The sequence below is a fragment of the Eikenella sp. genome (genome assembly GCF_057315495.1).
The window spans coordinates 72,302-88,823 of sequence record NZ_DBHKXY010000024.1 but is presented as its reverse complement, the minus strand read 5'-3'; the positions used below and the strand labels follow the sequence as shown (position 1 = coordinate 88,823).

Genomic DNA, 16,522 nt, shown 5'->3' with positions numbered 1-16,522 from the left:
GGACAAGGCGTACGCCAAGACTATGCCGAAGCGTTCAGATGGTATCGTAAAGCAGCGGAACAAGGGAATATCAAAGCTCAATTTAATTTAGGTGCGATGTATGCCAACGGACACGGCGTGCGCCGAAACTTTCATCTTAGCAAGGAATGGTTCAGCAAAGCATGTGATAGTGGATGGCAAAAAGGGTGCAACCAATACCGCTATTTAAATCAGGCAGGCGATTGAACGATTCCCCGCTTTTCAGGTAGCCCCACCCTTAAATCCATGCACACACACATCATGCACACCGAAACCACCAAATTCCGCACCGCTTCCTATATCCTGATGGCCGCCGCGCTGCTGGTTATTCTGTATTTCCGCTTCCTGCCGCTGCTGCTCTCCATCATCCTTACCTACATTTTCATCAACCGCACCAACGGCCTGATTTTGTGGATGCGCCACCGCCTGCTGCCGCAAAACACCTTCCTGCACCGCTCGCTTAATGTGCGCAATATCAATCTTGTTTCCGCCACGTTCACCATCAGCTTGGTGCTCTTGGCCATCACTTTGATGGCGTTGGGTGTGTACCGCCTGATTCACAGCGGGCACATCACAGTGATGCTGGCCAAGCTCGCTGCCATTCTGGCCGACACCAAAAACAGCGGCGAGCTGCCGCTGGCCATTTTGAATATGCTGCCCGAAAATCTGGCCGAAATCAAAGCCGCCGCTGCCGAACTGCTCACCGAATACGGCGCCACGCTCACCCGCATCAGTAAAAACAGCTTCACGTCCTTTGTGTATGTGCTCATCGGCGTGATTATCGGCGCGCTGCTCAGCTTCCACCGCCTCAACACCCGCCGCAGCCGCCATCAGATGCCGCTGTTTAAAGTCCAGCTGGTGCGACGCATTACCAACTTCCAAACCAGCTTCGAGCGCGTGTTTATCGCCCAGGTGAAAATTTCCTTAATCGATACTGCCGTTACCGCCGTGTACCTGTATCTGATTCTGCCCGCCTTCGGCGTGGAACTGCCTTTCCGACTCACCGTGCTGGTAATTGCGTTCGTGGTGGGGCTGGTGCCGGTGGCCGGCAATCTGGTGTCCAACACGGTCATCATCATCCTCAGCCTGGGCGCGTCGCTGTATGTGGCCGCGGCTTCGCTGGTGTTTTTGGTGGTGGTGCACAAGCTGGAATATTTCCTCAATGCCAAAATCATTGGCTCGCAAATCGAATCGAGCGCGTGGGAATTATTGCTGGTGATGGTGGTGTTCGAGCGCATTTTCGGCATCGGCGGCATCATCATCTCGCCGGTGTATTACGCATATGTGAAGAACGAGCTGAAGCAGGCGGGGCTGATTTAAAGTATTGTTTTCTGCCAGCCGTGAGCGGATTGGATTGCCACGATTTGCCACTTGAGGTGCAAGATATGGCATAGGCTCGTTGGCCGTGGTGCTTGAGGTCTGCGGCTCGTAGCCGTTTGCGCAGGCTGTCTTGGCTCTGCTCTGCCATTCATTGCCCCGCTGCCCGGTGCGGAGTAAACTGCCGCCTTTTTTCGCCTGCCGCTCTTCGGCTAAGGAAACACCGTGCTTTACCAAATCATCGCGCTCATTTTGTGGAGCAGCGCCTTCATTGCGGCCAAATATACCTACACCATGACCGATCCGCTCCTGATGCTGCTGTGCCGCCTGTTGCTGGCCTCGCTGCTGGTGCTGCCCGCCGCGTTGCGCTTCGGGCGCAGTTTGCCAAAGCGGCATTGGCGGCGGTTGCTGTGGCTGACGTTTTTAAACTATGTGGTGGTGCTGGCCATGCAATTTGTGGGGCTGAAATACACCTCTGCCACCAGCGCTTCCACCATCGTCGGGCTCGAGCCGCTGTTGATGGTGTTTATCGGCCACTTCTTTTTCCGCGACTTTGCCCGCTGGTATCACTGGTTGTGCGGGCTGGCGGCCTTTGCCGGGGTGGGGCTCCTGATCGCTGGCAGCGGCGGGGAAGGCGACATCAGCCTGTTCGGCTGCCTGATGGTGTTCGGCGGCGGTGCGGTGTTTTGCACCACCATGCGCCCCACGCAGCGGATGATTGCCGAAATCGGCGCGCCTGCCTTTACCTCGCTTTCCATGGCCGTGGCGCCGCTATTGTGCCTGCCTGTAAGCCTGGCCTTCGCCGACAGCTTGCGCATTGCATGGAACTGGCCCGGCGCGCTGGGGCTGCTTTATTTGGGCGTGTGTTGCAGCTGGCTTTCCTACACGTTGTGGAACAAAGGCATGACCAGCGTGTCGGCCAACTTCTCCGGCATGCTCACCGCCTTCGAGCCGGTGTTCGGCACATTGATGGCGGTGCTGGTGTTGGGCGAACAGGTTTCTGTGTTGTCGTGGCTGGGGATTTTGTTGGTGATTGCCGCTACAGCGGCTTCAGTGGCGATGCCGAAACTGCTGGCACGTCGGCAGCTGGCGTGAAGCTGGCTGCGGGCAGCATTGCTGTTGGCAGATTGGATTCACACCAAAGGCTACCTGAAAGTGCTTCAAAACGCTTTCAGGTAGCCTTTGGTTTGTTTGGTTCATATTTCCCAACACGCTAGTGGTTGGTTGCTATCGCCAGTAGCGCAGGGATGGTTTTCAGGTAGCCTTTGCCATCAGCCCCATATTTATTTGCCCTTTTTCCTTTTCTCCGGCTCGCTGCTCCACCAGCGCCACAGCAGGCGGCCGAATTTGGGCAGCAGTTGGCGTTGCTTTGGGGCGGGTAGGACGGCGGCTTGCCACAGCAGCATGGCTACGGGCAGGCTGTCGGCCAGTTTGAGCCAGTCGATGGGTTTGCTGGCGCGGTTTCGGCCTTGTTGGCGCAGGTTTTCGCTGCGGATTTTCAGGCGGGCGAGTTCGGCCTGCAGGACGAGAAGTTCGCGCTGCTGTGCTTTGCTGAGCGGCTGCTGGGGCTGTGGGTTCATTCTGGCTGCTCCGGCGCGGTGTCGGCAGGCTGGGTGTTTATGCCGGAAGTGCGGCCGCGCAGAGTATCGAGGTCGCGGCGCATGTCGGCAAGGGTGGAGGCTACCTGAACGCCGGCCTGCCGCCAGCCGGACAGGGCGCGGGCGAGCAAGAACCAAGCGATAAGCAGGAGCAACACGGGCAGGCCGAAAAACACCCAGATTTTGGCGTGTACGGGCAGGACGGCATCGAGGCCGAAGAAGAGGCTGACCAAGGCGGCGAGCAGCAACACGCTGCCGGCGAGCAGGGCGGCGGTGATTTTCATTAAGCCTGAGGCTTGGCCGGAAAGGTCGATGCTGAGGATTTGCAGGCGCAGCAGCAAGAGATCCGCGCCTTGGTTGATGAGGAAGCGGATGTGGTTGATGTTGTGTTTGAGACTCATGCGGCGCTCCCGGTGGGATGGGGATAGTGGTGCCAAATAGGCGGGCAACGCAATGCTTTGCCTGTTTGGAGCAACGATAAAACGCCCGCCTGCACAGGGCGGGGCGGGCGGCTGGGGCAAATATTAACGGCGGTTGAGCAGCACGCCCACTACCAAGCCGGCGAGGGCGGCAAAGCCCATGGCGTAGTATGGTTTGTCTTGCACCAGTTGGTCGGCCTGGCGGGCGGTGTGTTTCACGCGTTCGGCAGCCACTTCTTCAAAATCGCCCAATTTGCGCTGGGCAGCCTGCAATTTGCGCTGCAGCTTGCCGCGCAGTTGTTCGACTTCTTTGCTGCCTTCTTCAACGCCGCTGTGGTACAGCTCTTCCACGTCGTCGAGTACGGAGCGCACTTCTTGCAAGAGTTCTTCTTTTTGCTGGTCAAAATCTTTACTCATGTTTAATCTCCTGATTAGGTTAAGAGTAACGGCATTCGGCCTGCCGTTTAAGATTATATGGAGCGGTGGGATGGTTTATCAAGGCTACCTGAAAAATATACCGCCATCTTTTCAGGTAGCCTTTCCCGCTCTGCCTGAGGCTAGCTGAAACCCTGCGCCGTATGCGGTAAGCCGATAGGGCGGTTTGATTTCACTTTTGCCACACCGTGAGCCAGCCGCTGCCCGATTATAGTGAATTAAATTTAAACCAGTACGGCGTTGTCTCGCCGTGCCGTAACGTGTGTACTGTCTGCGGCTCGCCGCCTTGTCCTGATTTTTGTTAATTCACTATAGTATCGAATAGCGTTAATCCATTATATAATCAAAATCTTCTGTATTCTTTCCCTGGAGTGTTCGTGTCGGATTTGAGCAAAGGCGTGGTGTTGTGCCTGCTGTCGCAGCTGCTGTTTAGCGTGCTGTATTTATTTAGCCATTGGATGCAGCCGATTAGCGGCACGGATGTGTTCGCCCTGCGCATGGTGGTGATGGCGGCGGGGCTGTGGCTGATCACGCTGCGCCTCATCGGCCTGCCGGCCATGCTGCGCTTTGTGCGCACGCATTTAAACAGCCGCCGCCGTTGGCTGCTGTTTTTGTTGGGCACGCTGGATGTGGCCAGCCAGTTTTGGCTGTTTATGTGGGCGCCGGTCAATAACGAGGGTGTGAATGTGGCGATGGGCTATTTCCTGTTTCCGGTGGTGATGGTGCTGGCGGGGCGGTTTTGGCTCAAGGAGCGGCTCAACGGCCTGCAAACCGCAGCGCTGGTGCTGGCGGGCTTGGGCGTGGCGCACGAAATATGGACGCAACAGGCCTTTTCGTGGACCACGCTGTGGGTGTGCCTGGCGTATCCGGTGTACTACCTCTACCGCCGCGAGATGAAAATCCCCGCCCTGCAAGGGCTCACGCTGGACCTCACGCTCATCCTGCCCTTTGCGCTGGCCTATCTGCTGTGGCACTCGGATATGACGGCATGGGTGCTGGGCGAGCCGCGCTATTGGCTGCTGCTGCCGCTGCTGGGCATGGCCAGCGCGGTGTCGATGTCGCTTAATCTGAAATCGGGGCTGCTGCTGCCGGTTAATTTGTTCGGCATGCTCAGCTATGTAGAGCCGGCCTTGCTGTTTTTACTGGCGGTGTTGGTGCTGAAAACGCCGGTGCAGCCATCGGCCTACATCACCTACGGCCTGATTTGGGCGGGGCTGTTGCTTTTGGTGGCCAACGGCTGGCGCAGCATGCAAAAATCTCGCCATAAACAAGTTTAATCAAATCATGCTGCATTAATAGCATAAAATAATTCTTTTATCTCACGCACCGAGGAACACTATGACCGAATCCCAAACCCGCCAGCTGCCCGCGCACGAACTGGTGATGTCTGAACTGATGATGCCCAACACCGCCAATTTCAGCGGCAATGTGCACGGCGGCGAACTTTTGCGCCTGCTCGACCAGGTGGCTTATTCCTGCGCCAGCCGCTACAGCGGGCACTACTGCGTTACCCTGTCTGTGGACAAGGTATTGTTTAAAGAGCCGATTCACGTGGGCGAACTGGTTACGTTCTACGCCAGCGTCAACTACACCGGCCGCACCTCCATGGAAGTCGGCATCCGCGTGGAAGCGCAAAACATCCGCACCGGCCAAGTGCGCCACACCAACAGCTGCTATTTCACCATGGTGGCCGTGGAAAACGGCAAGCCCGTGCCCGTGCCGCCGCTGCAAATCATCGGCGAACGCCAGCGCTGCCGCCACGAAAAAGCGCTGCAGCGCAAACAGCTCAGCCTGCAGGCCTCCGCCTCCCTTTCCTGCGGCTGCGAAGCAGAATAAGGCTACCTGAAACTTGCAGGCCGGACAGAAATACCCGGCAAACCGGCACGGGCGGAAAAGGCTACCTGAAAATACCCGGCAGCCTTCAGCCCGCGCACTGCTTGCGATAAAATACCGCTTTTTTCCAGGATTCCCGAAATGTTCCGAACTTTGCTGGGCGGCAAAATCCACCGCGCCACCGTTACCCGCGCCGATTTAAACTATGTAGGCAGCATCACCGTGGATTTGGATCTGCTCGATGCGGCTGGCATCTGCGTGAACGAGAAAGTGCAGATTGTGAACAACAACAACGGCGAGCGGCTGGAAACCTACACCATTGCCGGCGAGCGCGGCAGCGGCGAAATCTGCCTCAACGGCGCGGCGGCGCGGCTGGTGCAGCCGGGCGACGTGGTAATCATCATGTCGTACGTTTTGCTCTCCGAGCCGGAAATCGCCGCACACCGGCCGAAAGTGGTGCTGGTGGACGCGCAAAACAAAATCCGCGACGTGATCGACTACGAGCCGGCCAATACCGTTTTGTAAACATCAAAGGCTACCTGAAAGCAAGGCCTTGGCAATGCCGGGCTTGGATTTTGTGTAGCCAAAGCGGCCGCTTTAACAGCGCCAAAATCCCAAACCCAGTTTCAGGTAGCCTGCTGCCCCGTTTGCAGGCTACCTGAAACCCCAAACCACCCGTTCTCAGGCAGCCACAAGCCAACCATGAATATCCTCATCAGCAACGACGACGGCTACCAAGCCGAAGGCCTCGCCATCCTCGCCCGGGTGGCCGCCGAATTTGCCAACGTGCGCGTGGTCGCCCCCGAGCGCAACCGCAGCGGCGCCAGCAATTCGCTCACGCTCGACCGCCCGCTGCGCATCCAAGAAGCCGCCAACGGCTTCTATTTTGTCGACGGCACGCCCACCGACTGCATCCACCTCGCCCTGCACAGCCTGCCCGATTTCCAGCCCGACTGGGTGTTTTCCGGCATCAACCACGGCGCGAATATGGGCGACGACACCCTCTATTCCGGCACCGTGGCCGCCGCCACCGAAGCCTATCTGCTCGGCATTCCCGCAATTGCCTTTTCGCTCAACGACAAAAGCGGCCGCTATTGGCGCACCGCCGAACAAGCTGTGTGGCGGCTGCTCACCCATCTGTTCGCCGCGCCCAAGCCCGCCGCACCCGTGCTGTGGAACGTCAACATCCCGGCGGTACCGGAAAACCAAATCCAAGGCTTCACCACCGTGCGCCTGGGGCGGCGGCATCATCAGCAAAGCGTGGTGGCCGCCCGCAGCCCGCGCGGCGAGAATGTGTATTGGATTGGTGCGGCCGGCGCAGTGCTCGGCCGCGAAGAAGACACCGATTTCGCGCAAAACGAAGCCGGCATGATTACGGTTACCCCGCTCTCCGTGGATTTAACCGACCACGCCGGCTTAGGCAGCGTGGCGCAATTTTGGCAGGACACCGCACTATGAACGCAGCACACACCAGCGGCAGCTTCGATTGGCGGCGGCGCAATATGGTGCAGCGGCTGGCTAAAATTGGCATCAGCCGCGCTGACGTGCTCGCCGCCATGGGCAACGTGCCGCGCCATGTGTTTGTGGAAGAAGCCCTGCGCTCGCGCGCCTATGACGATATGTCGCTACCCTTGGGGCTGGGGCAAACCATCTCCCAGCCTTACACCGTGGCCGTGATGACCCAGCTCATGCTCGGCGACGCGGCAGTAGAAAACTTCGGCCCGGTGCTGGAAATCGGCACCGGCTGCGGCTACCAAACCGCCGTGCTGCAGGCCGTGGGGCTCAAGCAGATTTATTCGGTGGAACGGCTGCAGGCGCTGCACGAAAAAGCCAAACACAATCTGCGCACCGCCCGTTTGCTCGGCGGCACGCGGCTGGTGTGCGGCGACGGCTACCTCGGCCTGCCCGAAGTAGCCCCCTTCCGTGGCATCCTTGTGACCGCCGCGCCTGCCGAAGTGCCGCTGCCCCTGCTGCAACAGCTCGCCGTGGGCGGCCGCATGGTGATCCCGCTGGACGAAGGCGGGCAGCAATACCTGTGGCTCATCGAAAAAACCGCCCATGGCTTCCACGAAACCTGCGTGCACGAAGCCCGCTTTGTACCGCTGATTAACGGAACTTAACCGCGATATACGCCGCCCAACCTTGCATGAAACCGCACGGATTGCTTATGATTGCGCTGTTTCCGTGCACAGAAAGCCCGTATCCCCATGAATCAATTGTTTACCTTCCGCACCCTTCCCCTCGCCCTCACCGTTTTCCTCGGCGCTTGCGCCCTCACCCAGCCGCCCGCCCCCGTAGTGTCCGGCAACGGTGCCGGCTACGGCAACAACTACGGCGGCAACACCGCCGCGGCCGACAACAACCCCTACGGCGCGCAGCCCTACAGCCCGCCTGCCGCCACCCAAGCCGCCAATACCACCCCCTACTCTCCGCCCGCTGCTGCGCCCGCTCCCTATACCCCGCCCGCAGCCAGCGCCGCTCCTTCCGGCGGCAGCGGCTACACCCCGTCTTACGCCCCGGTGGACGTGAACGCCGCCCAGCACACCGTGGTGCGTGGCGACACCGTGTATAACATCGCCCTGCGCTACCGCATCAGCCAAGATAATCTGCGCGCTTGGAACAATCTGCCCGACAACAACATCAGCGTCGGCCAAGTATTGCGCGTGAAGCCCGCCGGCTACACCCCGCCCGCCACCGCGCAAACCCCACCGCCCGCTACTCCGCCGCGCACCACCCCCGCGCCTGCGCCCACGCCCAACCCGCCGGCCAACACTGCTGCCACCCCTGCCGCCACGCCTTCCGTATCCGGCAGCACCCGCAGCGCCGCCGGCATCACCTGGCAGCGTCCCACCACTGGCAACATCCTCACCCGCTTCGGCGGCAGTGAAAAAGGCATCAACATCGGCGGCACCGCCGGCCAGCCCGTGGTGGCCGCTGCCGACGGTAAAGTGGTGTACAGCGGTTCCGGCCTGCGCGGCTACGGCAACCTCATCATCGTGCAGCACAACCAAACCTACCTCACCGCCTACGGCCACAACCAGCGCCTGCTCGTGCGCGAAGGCCAAACCGTGCGCCGCGGCCAAAGCATTGCCACCATGGGCAACAGCGACAGCCAGCGCGTGCAGCTGCACTTCGAACTGCGCAAAAACGGCCAGCCGGTAGACCCGCTGCAATATATTCCGAACTAATCCCTCTGGCGAAACAAAGGCTACCTGAAAACTGCAAACCGGTTTTCAGGTAGCCTTTTGAGTGCGTCGACAAAATAAAGCCAGTTATAGTGAATTAAATTTAAACCAGTACAGCGTTGCCTCGCCTTGCCGTACTATCTGTACTGTCTTCGGCTCGCCGCCTTGTCCTGATTTAAATTTAATTCACTATATTTCCGTGTATGGCGGAACACTGCCCCAGGGGCAAGCCATGGCCGTAAAAAGGTGTTGGCTATACCGCCTTCCTCCCGATACTCACCCTATCCAGCCCGGCCAAGTCGCGCAGGATTTCCACCTGCTGCCAGCCGTGTTCGGCCAAAATGCCGCGCACGGCTTCGCCTTGGTTCCAGCCGTGTTCCAGCAGCAGCCAGCCGCCGGGTTTCAGGTAGCCTTGGGCTTGGGCGGCGAGGGTGCGGATATGGCTGAGGCCGTCGGCAAAATCGGTGAGCGCGGCGGCGGGCTCGAAGCGCAGGTCGCCTTGTGTCAGGTGTTCGTCGCCAGCCTCGATGTAGGGCGGATTACTGGCGATGATGTCGAACAGGCCTGCCGCTATCTCAGCAGTTGGCAGGGCGGCAAACCATGAGCCTTGCGCCCATTCGATACTTGCGCCCAGCGCAGCGGCATTGGCTTGCGCCACGGCCAGCGCATCGTGGCTGATGTCGGAAGCACGCACGGCGGCATCTGGGCGTTCCAGCGCTACGGTGAGGCCAATGATGCCGCTGCCGCAGCCCAAATCCCACAGCCGCCCGCCCGGGGGCAGGCGTGCAAGCGCGGCTTCCACCAAAAGCTCGGTTTCGGGGCGCGGAATCAGCACGGCGGGCGATACGCGGAAGCTTCTGCCGTAAAACTCGCGGCTGCCGAGCAGATAAGCCATCGGCTCGCCTAGGCGGCGGCGGGCGGCCAGCATATCGAGCACGGCGTGTTGCGGCTGCGGCAGCTCGTCACCGCTGCGGCTGATGAGCCGCACATGGGAGATGCGGCACACGGCTTCCACCAGCAGCCGCGCCTCCAGGCGGGGCAGGCGGCAGGAATCGAGCCATTGTTGAAAAGTCATGATTGCTTCTTTGTTAAATCAAATGGCGGCTATGGTAGCCGAAACGGCGGCGCGGCAAAAGGCTACCTGAAAGCGGCGGCTTGGACGCAGTTCCCAACCAAGCTAAAAATGGTGGTAGCTATTGAGGCGGCATTTTCAGGTAGCCTCCGGCTCTGCAAGCTTGGAAACGCTTTTCCCTGCCCAACAGGCCATTTTGCCATCGTCATTGGGTGGTGCAGCAATGCGGAAGGCTACCTGAAATTTGGTCGGCTGCCTGTGTTCCAACGGCATCCACCCCCAACCCGTTCGCCCCATCTGCCGCAGGCAATAATCTGCCAAAAAAACGCGGCTATTGCAGCTTTATCCCTTACCCACAAAAGCTGTGGAAAACTTTGTGGAAAACCCTGTGGGAAGCGTAAGATTTCCTGATAAATCAGGCTTTGGCTTAGGTTGCGTAAAAAATGCCCAATTTTTTAAAATTTAAAAATATCAAATAGTTAAATGAAAGAGAAACTTGTCAAGCAGCAGATTTGAGCCTTTATGCCAACCCGAAAGCGGCTCCCTTAGCCCCTTGTGGGAAAACCAAAAAAATTTCCGCCAAAACGCTTGACAGAGCGCGTAGCTAACGTAAATTGCCGTCCTGTCTGAAGATTTGCCCAGCGAAAGATTTATCGTGCCATCAAACCCGTTTTTTCCATCCAAACATACCGACACCCAGCCCGCCGCCTGGTTGTTTTGCCGCGTGATCGACAACTACGGCGACATCGGCGTTTCCCTGCGGCTGGCACGCCGACTGAACGAAGCCGGTTTTCAGGTAGCCCTCTGGCACGACCATCCCGCCTCGCTGGCCAAACTGCTCGGCGATGCCCAGCTGCCCGCCGCCATCCGGGCGCACCATTGGCAGGGCGATGCGGCTGAAAGCATCGCGGCCGAATTGGCCGCGGCGGCACCCGCCTTGGTGATTGAAACCTTCGGCTGCGATTTGCCTCCCGCCGCGCTGGCCGCCGTCCGCACACACCGCCCGCTGTGGCTCAATTGGGAATACCTCAGCGCCGAACCTTGGGCAGAAGCCATGCACGGCAAGCCTTCGCTGCAAGCCGACGGCACGGAAAAATATTTCTGGCTGATGGGTTTTAGCGAAACCAGCGGCGGCCTCCTGCGCGAAGCAGGCTACCTGAAAAAACAGCAGGCCTTCCTCGCCAACCCCGCTGCCCAAGCCGACTTGCGCCGCCGCTTGGGGCTACCTGAAACCCCGCGCTGCGCCGTGCAATGTTTCTGCTTCGGCTATACCGGCGCACAATGGGCCGATTGGCTCGCCGCCTGGCAGGCAGCGGGCGAAGCCTTAGACGTATGGCTGGCCGACCGGCAAATTATCCACAGCCTGCGCCAAGCCGGCGCGATTCCCGAGCATGCCCTGCGCGAGCCCGGCAGCGTGTGGCAGGCCGGCGCGGTGCGGCTTATCCGCATCGGCTTTGTGCCGCAGGCCGAATTTGACGCCGTGCTGTGGCTGGCCGATATGGCCATCGTGCGCGGCGAAGACAGCTTCGTGCGCGCCCAGCTCGCCGGCACGCCCCTGCTGTGGCACATCTATCCGCAGGCCGAGCAGGCGCACCTGCCCAAGCTGCACGCCTTCTGGCATAAAGCCGCCGCGTCCGCCCCGCCGCCCGCCGCCCACCAAGCCCTTTCCGACGACCTGAACCATGCCGACACGCTCACGCCCGCCGCCCGTGCCGAAAGCTGGCGGCAACTGCTGCAACAGCTGCCGAAATGGCGCCAGGCTGCCGAGCAATGGCAGGGCGAACTGCTGCGCCAGCCCGATGCCGTAGAGCGCGTGCTGGCGCGCTGGCCGGGGCTAGTGGGCTGAGCAGGGAAGGTTTATGATACGGCATCTGTGGAGACCATAGAAAGGCACGATATGAGCAGCAAGAAAAAGATTCCGCTGTCGATGAAGATTTGGCTGTCGGCAGTGGTGGTGTTTGTCGTGATGATGGGGTTGTTTGCTGTGTCAGCATCATCCAGCAGCACCGAAATGGTATTGCGCCAAGGAGAAACAACTAATTTTGAAGTGTTCCGCCCGTTTGCTACGGAAATGGTTTGGTATCGGCAATGTTTTTATGCTGAATCCAATCGGCCGGAGCTGGGAGAATACAGCACCAATAACGATGATACGGAGGAGTGGAAAAGCCGCCAAATCTTACGTTTCAACAACCCTGGCGAACCGGTGCACGTTGCCATCAGCTTAAACGGCCAAACCTGTCGCTATCAGGCTTTGCCAACCAGTTCGATGGGCTACCACATGCAATGCCGCGAATTAGGCGCCCAAGCTGACGAAAGCGGTAAAGCATTCCACTTGATCCCTGCATGCCAACTGCGTGAACGCTCAGGCTGGAATAAAGTCAGTATTACTGTGGAAAAAGTCAGCCCGGTATTGGCAGGGGAGCGTGTTACCCTAATCGGCAATCCTCCCTTACAATTTGAGAGCTACTACCCCGGCTCTATTTATAATTTATTGTGGCCAATGCATTTATGGCCGTTTTGGCTGTTCATATTAACTCTGTGGGGTATCATCCTCGGTATTTCCTTATACCGCCGACACAGGCAGATAAAACAAACTCATCCAAAAGCTTAGCTATATGCGGGGAGGTTTTTCAGGTAGCCTTAAGCCGTACATAGGCTACTTGAAGCCCACCCGCGCAGATTTCGGTATAATGCGCCCCTGTTTTAACAACCACCTAATGAGAACAAACGAATGAAGCACCGCACCCTCTCTGCCATTTTGCTGGCCGCGCTGCTGCCTCTGGCCGCCTGCAACGCCCAGCCCGCCTCGCAGCAAAACGCCTCTGGAGCTGCCGCTTCAACCGCCTCCGCGCCCGCCGGCAGCCCCGAAGCCGTTATCCGCAACAAGCTCACCCAAACCTACGGTGACCAAGGCTTGGAAGTGTTGAGCGTTACCCCCGCTCCCGTCAGCGGCCTGTATGAAGTGTTCCTTTCCGGCAACCAGCTGGTGTACATGACTGCCGACGGCAACCATATGTTTACCGGCGATTTGATTGATGTGAACAAACGCAGCAACCTTTCCGAAACCCGCCGCGAAGAGCTCAACCGCATCGACTTCGCCACCCTGCCGCTCGATTCCGCCATTAAAGAAGTGCGCGGCAACGGCAGGCTGAAAGTGGCCGTGTTCTCCGATCCCGACTGCCCGTTCTGCCGCCGTTTGGAAAAAGAATTCGAGCAGATGACCGACATCACCATCTACAACTTCATGATGCCCATCCCCAGCCTGCACCCATCCGCCGAAGCCAAAGCCGTGCGCATTTGGTGCAGCCCGAACCGCACCGCCGCCTGGACCGAGTGGATGCGCAAAGGCACCGTGCCGCCCGAATCTGCCGGCTGCGAAAACCCGGTGGAAGAAACCATGGCGCTGGGCAACCGCTACGGCTTCAACGGCACCCCCACCATGGTGTTCCCCAACGGTAAAATAGTGCCCGGCTATATGTCGAAAGATGATTTGCAGCAAGCATTGGAAGCCAACCAGAAATAAGGCATCTGCCCAAACGGAAGGCTACCTGAAAGTTTCAGGTAGCCTTTTTATTGCCAATGATGCAGCCGGCCGGCGCAGCCGAACCGGCCAAACAATCATCAGTAAGTTGAGTATTGCCCTGCCGGCAGCACACGGGTGACGCCGTTGGCGCCTTGCAGCACGCGTACGCGCTGGCCGGGCTGGAATTGGATGTCGTCTTTCTGCACCACGGAAATCGCATCGCGCGAGCCTTCGAGCTGCACCACGATTTCATAGCCGCGCTGGCTGTCGAGCCCGCGGGTGAGCGACTGAGTACCCAAACCGCCCACCACCGCGCCCAAAATCGCGCTCACCGCCTCGCCGCGGCCATTGCCGAAGTTGCTGCCGCCGATGCCGCCCAGCAGCGAGCCTGCAGCGGTGATCAGCGGGTTGTCTTCGCCGCGGATTCGGGTGGGCGTTACCGACAGCACTTCGCCGTAATATACCCGGGCAGTGTTTTGCGCTTGGGAAGTGGTGTATTGCAGGGCGGAGCTGTTGGCGCAGCCGCCCAGCAGCAGGGCGGCAGATACGGCAGCAGCAAGCAAGCGAGAAGTAGACATGGTGTTCTCCTGAAATGTGATTAAAGATGTGATTAAACGGGCGGGATTATATAGCGGATAATATTATTTTTCGATATAGCGGCATACCTGTGCACTCGCCATATGAGGCTACCTGAAACCGGATGATTTATGAAACTATGTTTCAGGTAGCCTTGCCGTTTGGCGAAAACGTTATTGCGGCCAATTCATTTAATTTTTGCTATGGTTTTGGCCAGCCTTGCCGTATCATGCGCACCGCATGGTTTAGTATGCAAACATTCAATCTTAAACGGAGAGTATCGTGTTCCCCCAATCTTTTTCCCTGAAACGGTTGCTGCCTTGGGCGGCTGTTTTACTGCTGGCCGGCTGCGCCACCACCATCCGCCCGACCGACACCCTGCGCTGGCGCGGCAAAGGCATCAGCGATTTTGTTGCCGAACGCGCCCATCGCATGCCCGATATCGTGCGCCGCAACTGCGTGAAAAATAATGAAGTGCGCAACCTCTATGCCTGGCGCATCGAGCTCTATGAAGTCCGTCAGGCCTATGTTGGCCAATCCGGCAATGTGCAGTATTACCAAAACTACCGCCATTACAACGGCCACGAATACCGCATTGTGGTGACCAAGCCAGACGGCACCATCCTCTCGGTGCGCGATACCGCTTTTGGCAATGCCGATAAAGAATACGGCTGTGAAGAATACCGCGAAGAGCTCAAGCCGTAAAACAGGCCGCAAGCCGCTGATAGTGCGGGAGCTGCCGGTAGCGCAGCCAATAAAGCCAATACGCCGGCCAAGCCCCGTGTGTGGCGCGCCATTGCCATGAATGAAAACAACACCGAAGTCATCTACCCCTCCGCCGCCCACCCCACCGAAGAAGCCGCCAAAGCCGATGCGCTGCGCCAATGCCAACGCGCTTCCGGCAATCAATGCGGCGTGTGGCAGCGCTTTAGCAATATGTGTTTCGGTATGTCGGTGGGGCAGAAAAACGGCCGCCTCACCCATTTTCCCTCCGTCAGCCTAGATGCCCGGCATGCCGACTATGCCGCTATCCAAAACTGCCGCAGCAGCGGCGGCACGCAATGCGATCTGTTTAAACACAGCGTCTGCGCCCTGCCTTGCGACATCACCAAAAACGGCTGCTATTTCGATCAGCCGCTCTTGGGCAGCTATGGCCATTTCAACGGCCAAGTGAAGCCAGTGGGCTTGGATAAGCCGGATGAAGAACCAGACGAAAGCATCCTGCGCATCATCATGCGCCATCCGCGCTAGAGCGGCGTTTGGCAGAAGATACGAAAAGGCTACCTGAAAGTATAAGCTTCAACGCAGTTAAAACGAGCTCTGCGCGTTGCTGCGAAGCTGAAATTTCAGGCAGCCTTTTTTATGGCCGGAAGCAAATGGGTTAAACCGAGCGATTTGAACAGGAGAATGCCGGAGTAACGGTGCTGGCTACGGTTGCTCATCCAACATTTGCTGTAAAGCGGCAAACAGGTTGGTGCCGTTGGCGAATTGATGGAAATCGGGGCGGCCGGCCAGGAAACGGCGCAGTTCGCCGTATCGCTGCAGGCGGAACAATACCAGCGCATAAAGTTCGTTTTCCATGCCGCTTGCTAACGGGCGGCTCTGCATGAAGCGGCAGAAGCTCTCTAAGTCGGGCACTTGCTGCGTAAAGCGGGCAATGTCGGCTTCTATTTGCCCGGCAGGCTGCCGTACCCAATCCAGCATTTGCTCAAGCGTAAAGTGGGCGAAGTCGGGTTCTTGTATGCGCCACTCGTCTTGTATCCCCGTTAAACCCAGCGACGGTTCGCCATTGAGCCGGCTGCTGAAGCTTTTCATCATCTCTTCTTCGCCGAACAGTTTGAAAAACAACGAATCCAGACAATCCGGTTTGGCTTCTATGCGGATGGATACACGCTCACTGATGGGTTGACCGTCAAACACGGCCACCAAATAAGCCTGGGCAACGCTGAAAATGTAGCCGTCTTTAACCCAATAAATAAAACCGCCGGAGGCCGTCTGAAAGCCGCGCGTTTTGAGTTCGGCTTTGAATAATTGTTCCAGCCATTGGCGTTTTACGCTGTCGCGGAATTTTTCGCGCCCGCGTTCGGTTTGCACTTTGTCCCAAGCTTTGAGTAAAGGGGCGGAGAGGCGGTTAATATCCAGCATAATTTTCGTATCCCCATTCAAAATATTTTAATAATTCGGAAACACTTATCTTATCCATTTAATTATCCTGCGTCCAAATGAACATTGCTTATTAATTAAGCGTAATGTGTGTAGGGGAGTCATGTGCACTTGTGCTTATTCCCATGTGGCTTTTCCAGACGGCCTTAATGCGGGATATCGGGCTAAAGAATCTAACCTGTATTTGCTTGCTATTTAATCTGATTTAGATATGTATGGAATGCCATTTCCCATCATAACTATCAAATTCTTTTACATTATCCAATTTCCAGAGACATGCCTGTTTTTTGAATTTATAAAGTCTTTGTGCTTCCATTCCAGCGTAAAGCACATCACTTTTTACAGTTATAGAGCTACCTTTTTCTTCTATTTCAATGATTTTC

21 protein-coding genes and 1 pseudogene are annotated in these 16,522 nt (G+C 57.9%); 15 read left to right on the top strand and 7 right to left on the bottom strand.

Annotation, left to right across the window (positions count from 1 at the left end):
* The 3 genes from ACO6EE_RS03975 to ACO6EE_RS03965 form a co-directional block, all read left to right on the top strand.
* A partial coding sequence (locus ACO6EE_RS03975; protein WP_485959389.1) for a tetratricopeptide repeat protein occupies positions 1-225 on the top strand: 225 nt, incomplete at its 5' end.
* Between the two features lie 39 nt (positions 226-264).
* Positions 265-1,338 carry an AI-2E family transporter gene (locus ACO6EE_RS03970; protein WP_485959387.1) on the top strand — a complete coding sequence of 358 codons (1,074 nt, stop codon included), beginning with the start codon at positions 265-267 and terminating at the stop codon, positions 1,336-1,338.
* A 222-nt stretch (positions 1,339-1,560) separates the two neighbouring features.
* A complete protein-coding gene (locus ACO6EE_RS03965; protein WP_485959386.1) occupies positions 1,561-2,430 on the top strand; it encodes a DMT family transporter in 870 nt (289 codons plus the stop codon).
* 188 nt (positions 2,431-2,618) lie between these two features.
* On the opposite strand, the gene ACO6EE_RS03960 is transcribed toward ACO6EE_RS03965, so the two are convergent.
* The 3 genes from ACO6EE_RS03960 to ACO6EE_RS03950 form a co-directional block, all read right to left on the bottom strand.
* The gene (locus ACO6EE_RS03960; RefSeq protein ID WP_485959384.1) at positions 2,619-2,915 is read right to left on the bottom strand and encodes a hypothetical protein; all 297 of its coding nucleotides are present in this window, start codon (positions 2,913-2,915) and stop codon (positions 2,619-2,621) included.
* Positions 2,912-3,334, bottom strand: coding sequence for a phage holin family protein (locus tag ACO6EE_RS03955; RefSeq protein ID WP_485959382.1), 423 nt, complete (start codon positions 3,332-3,334; stop codon positions 2,912-2,914). The genes ACO6EE_RS03960 and ACO6EE_RS03955 overlap by 4 nt, the downstream gene beginning before the upstream one ends.
* Before the next feature lie 123 nt (positions 3,335-3,457).
* A complete protein-coding gene (locus ACO6EE_RS03950) occupies positions 3,458-3,769 on the bottom strand; it encodes an ElaB/YgaM/YqjD family protein (RefSeq protein WP_485959380.1) in 312 nt (103 codons plus the stop codon).
* Positions 3,770-4,164: 395 nt separating this feature from the next.
* Between ACO6EE_RS03950 and rarD the strand changes: the two genes are divergently transcribed.
* The 6 genes from rarD (at position 4,165) to ACO6EE_RS03920 (ending at position 8,808) form a co-directional block, all read left to right on the top strand.
* The gene (rarD, locus tag ACO6EE_RS03945; protein ID WP_485959378.1) at positions 4,165-5,064 is read left to right on the top strand and encodes an EamA family transporter RarD; all 900 of its coding nucleotides are present in this window, start codon (positions 4,165-4,167) and stop codon (positions 5,062-5,064) included.
* Positions 5,065-5,125: 61 nt separating this feature from the next.
* Positions 5,126-5,623, top strand: coding sequence for an acyl-CoA thioesterase (locus ACO6EE_RS03940; RefSeq protein WP_485959377.1), 498 nt, complete (start codon positions 5,126-5,128; stop codon positions 5,621-5,623).
* Positions 5,624-5,761: 138 nt separating this feature from the next.
* Positions 5,762-6,145: an aspartate 1-decarboxylase gene (panD, locus tag ACO6EE_RS03935; protein WP_003824535.1), complete on the top strand. Its 384-nt coding sequence runs from the start codon at positions 5,762-5,764 to the stop codon at positions 6,143-6,145.
* 177 nt (positions 6,146-6,322) lie between these two features.
* Positions 6,323-7,078 (top strand): 5'/3'-nucleotidase SurE, encoded by a 756-nt coding sequence (gene surE / locus ACO6EE_RS03930; RefSeq protein ID WP_485959375.1) that lies wholly within the window; start codon positions 6,323-6,325, stop codon positions 7,076-7,078.
* Positions 7,075-7,740: a protein-L-isoaspartate(D-aspartate) O-methyltransferase gene (locus ACO6EE_RS03925; protein WP_485959373.1), complete on the top strand. Its 666-nt coding sequence runs from the start codon at positions 7,075-7,077 to the stop codon at positions 7,738-7,740. The genes surE and ACO6EE_RS03925 overlap by 4 nt, the downstream gene beginning before the upstream one ends.
* A gap of 87 nt (positions 7,741-7,827) precedes the next feature.
* Positions 7,828-8,808 (top strand): peptidoglycan DD-metalloendopeptidase family protein, encoded by a 981-nt coding sequence (locus tag ACO6EE_RS03920; RefSeq protein WP_485959371.1) that lies wholly within the window; start codon positions 7,828-7,830, stop codon positions 8,806-8,808.
* A gap of 87 nt (positions 8,809-8,895) precedes the next feature.
* On the opposite strand, the pseudogene ACO6EE_RS03915 reads toward ACO6EE_RS03920, so the two are convergent.
* Both ACO6EE_RS03915 and prmC read right to left on the bottom strand, forming a co-directional pair.
* A pseudogene (locus ACO6EE_RS03915) lies at positions 8,896-9,002 on the bottom strand (IS5/IS1182 family transposase); the annotation flags it as partial.
* Between the two features lie 56 nt (positions 9,003-9,058).
* The gene (gene prmC, locus ACO6EE_RS03910) at positions 9,059-9,880 is read right to left on the bottom strand and encodes a peptide chain release factor N(5)-glutamine methyltransferase (RefSeq protein ID WP_485959369.1); all 822 of its coding nucleotides are present in this window, start codon (positions 9,878-9,880) and stop codon (positions 9,059-9,061) included.
* Between prmC and ACO6EE_RS03905 the strand changes: the two genes are divergently transcribed.
* From ACO6EE_RS03905 to ACO6EE_RS03890, 4 genes are all read left to right on the top strand, one after another.
* Positions 9,866-10,288, top strand: coding sequence for a hypothetical protein (locus tag ACO6EE_RS03905; protein ID WP_485959368.1), 423 nt, complete (start codon positions 9,866-9,868; stop codon positions 10,286-10,288). The genes prmC and ACO6EE_RS03905 overlap by 15 nt on opposite strands.
* Positions 10,289-10,532: 244 nt before the next feature.
* Positions 10,533-11,723: an elongation factor P maturation arginine rhamnosyltransferase EarP gene (gene earP / locus ACO6EE_RS03900; RefSeq protein ID WP_485959367.1), complete on the top strand. Its 1,191-nt coding sequence runs from the start codon at positions 10,533-10,535 to the stop codon at positions 11,721-11,723.
* A 51-nt stretch (positions 11,724-11,774) separates the two neighbouring features.
* Positions 11,775-12,488 carry a hypothetical protein gene (locus ACO6EE_RS03895; RefSeq protein ID WP_485959365.1) on the top strand — a complete coding sequence of 238 codons (714 nt, stop codon included), beginning with the start codon at positions 11,775-11,777 and terminating at the stop codon, positions 12,486-12,488.
* A 120-nt stretch (positions 12,489-12,608) separates the two neighbouring features.
* Positions 12,609-13,400 carry a DsbC family protein gene (locus tag ACO6EE_RS03890; protein ID WP_485959363.1) on the top strand — a complete coding sequence of 264 codons (792 nt, stop codon included), beginning with the start codon at positions 12,609-12,611 and terminating at the stop codon, positions 13,398-13,400.
* A gap of 98 nt (positions 13,401-13,498) precedes the next feature.
* On the opposite strand, the gene ACO6EE_RS03885 is transcribed toward ACO6EE_RS03890, so the two are convergent.
* Positions 13,499-13,978 carry an outer membrane lipoprotein gene (locus ACO6EE_RS03885; RefSeq protein ID WP_485959362.1) on the bottom strand — a complete coding sequence of 160 codons (480 nt, stop codon included), beginning with the start codon at positions 13,976-13,978 and terminating at the stop codon, positions 13,499-13,501.
* 280 nt (positions 13,979-14,258) lie between these two features.
* Between ACO6EE_RS03885 and ACO6EE_RS03880 the strand changes: the two genes are divergently transcribed.
* Complete coding sequence (locus ACO6EE_RS03880) at positions 14,259-14,681, top strand: hypothetical protein (protein ID WP_485959361.1); 423 nt, start codon at positions 14,259-14,261, stop codon at positions 14,679-14,681.
* 78 nt (positions 14,682-14,759) lie between these two features.
* On the top strand, positions 14,760-15,227 hold the full coding sequence (locus ACO6EE_RS03875; RefSeq protein WP_485959359.1) for a DUF4189 domain-containing protein: 468 nt from the start codon (positions 14,760-14,762) through the stop codon (positions 15,225-15,227).
* 177 nt (positions 15,228-15,404) lie between these two features.
* Here the strand turns inward: ACO6EE_RS03875 and ACO6EE_RS03870 are convergent, their stop codons facing one another.
* Positions 15,405-16,121: a hypothetical protein gene (locus ACO6EE_RS03870; protein WP_485959357.1), complete on the bottom strand. Its 717-nt coding sequence runs from the start codon at positions 16,119-16,121 to the stop codon at positions 15,405-15,407.
* Positions 16,122-16,522 lie beyond the last annotated feature (401 nt).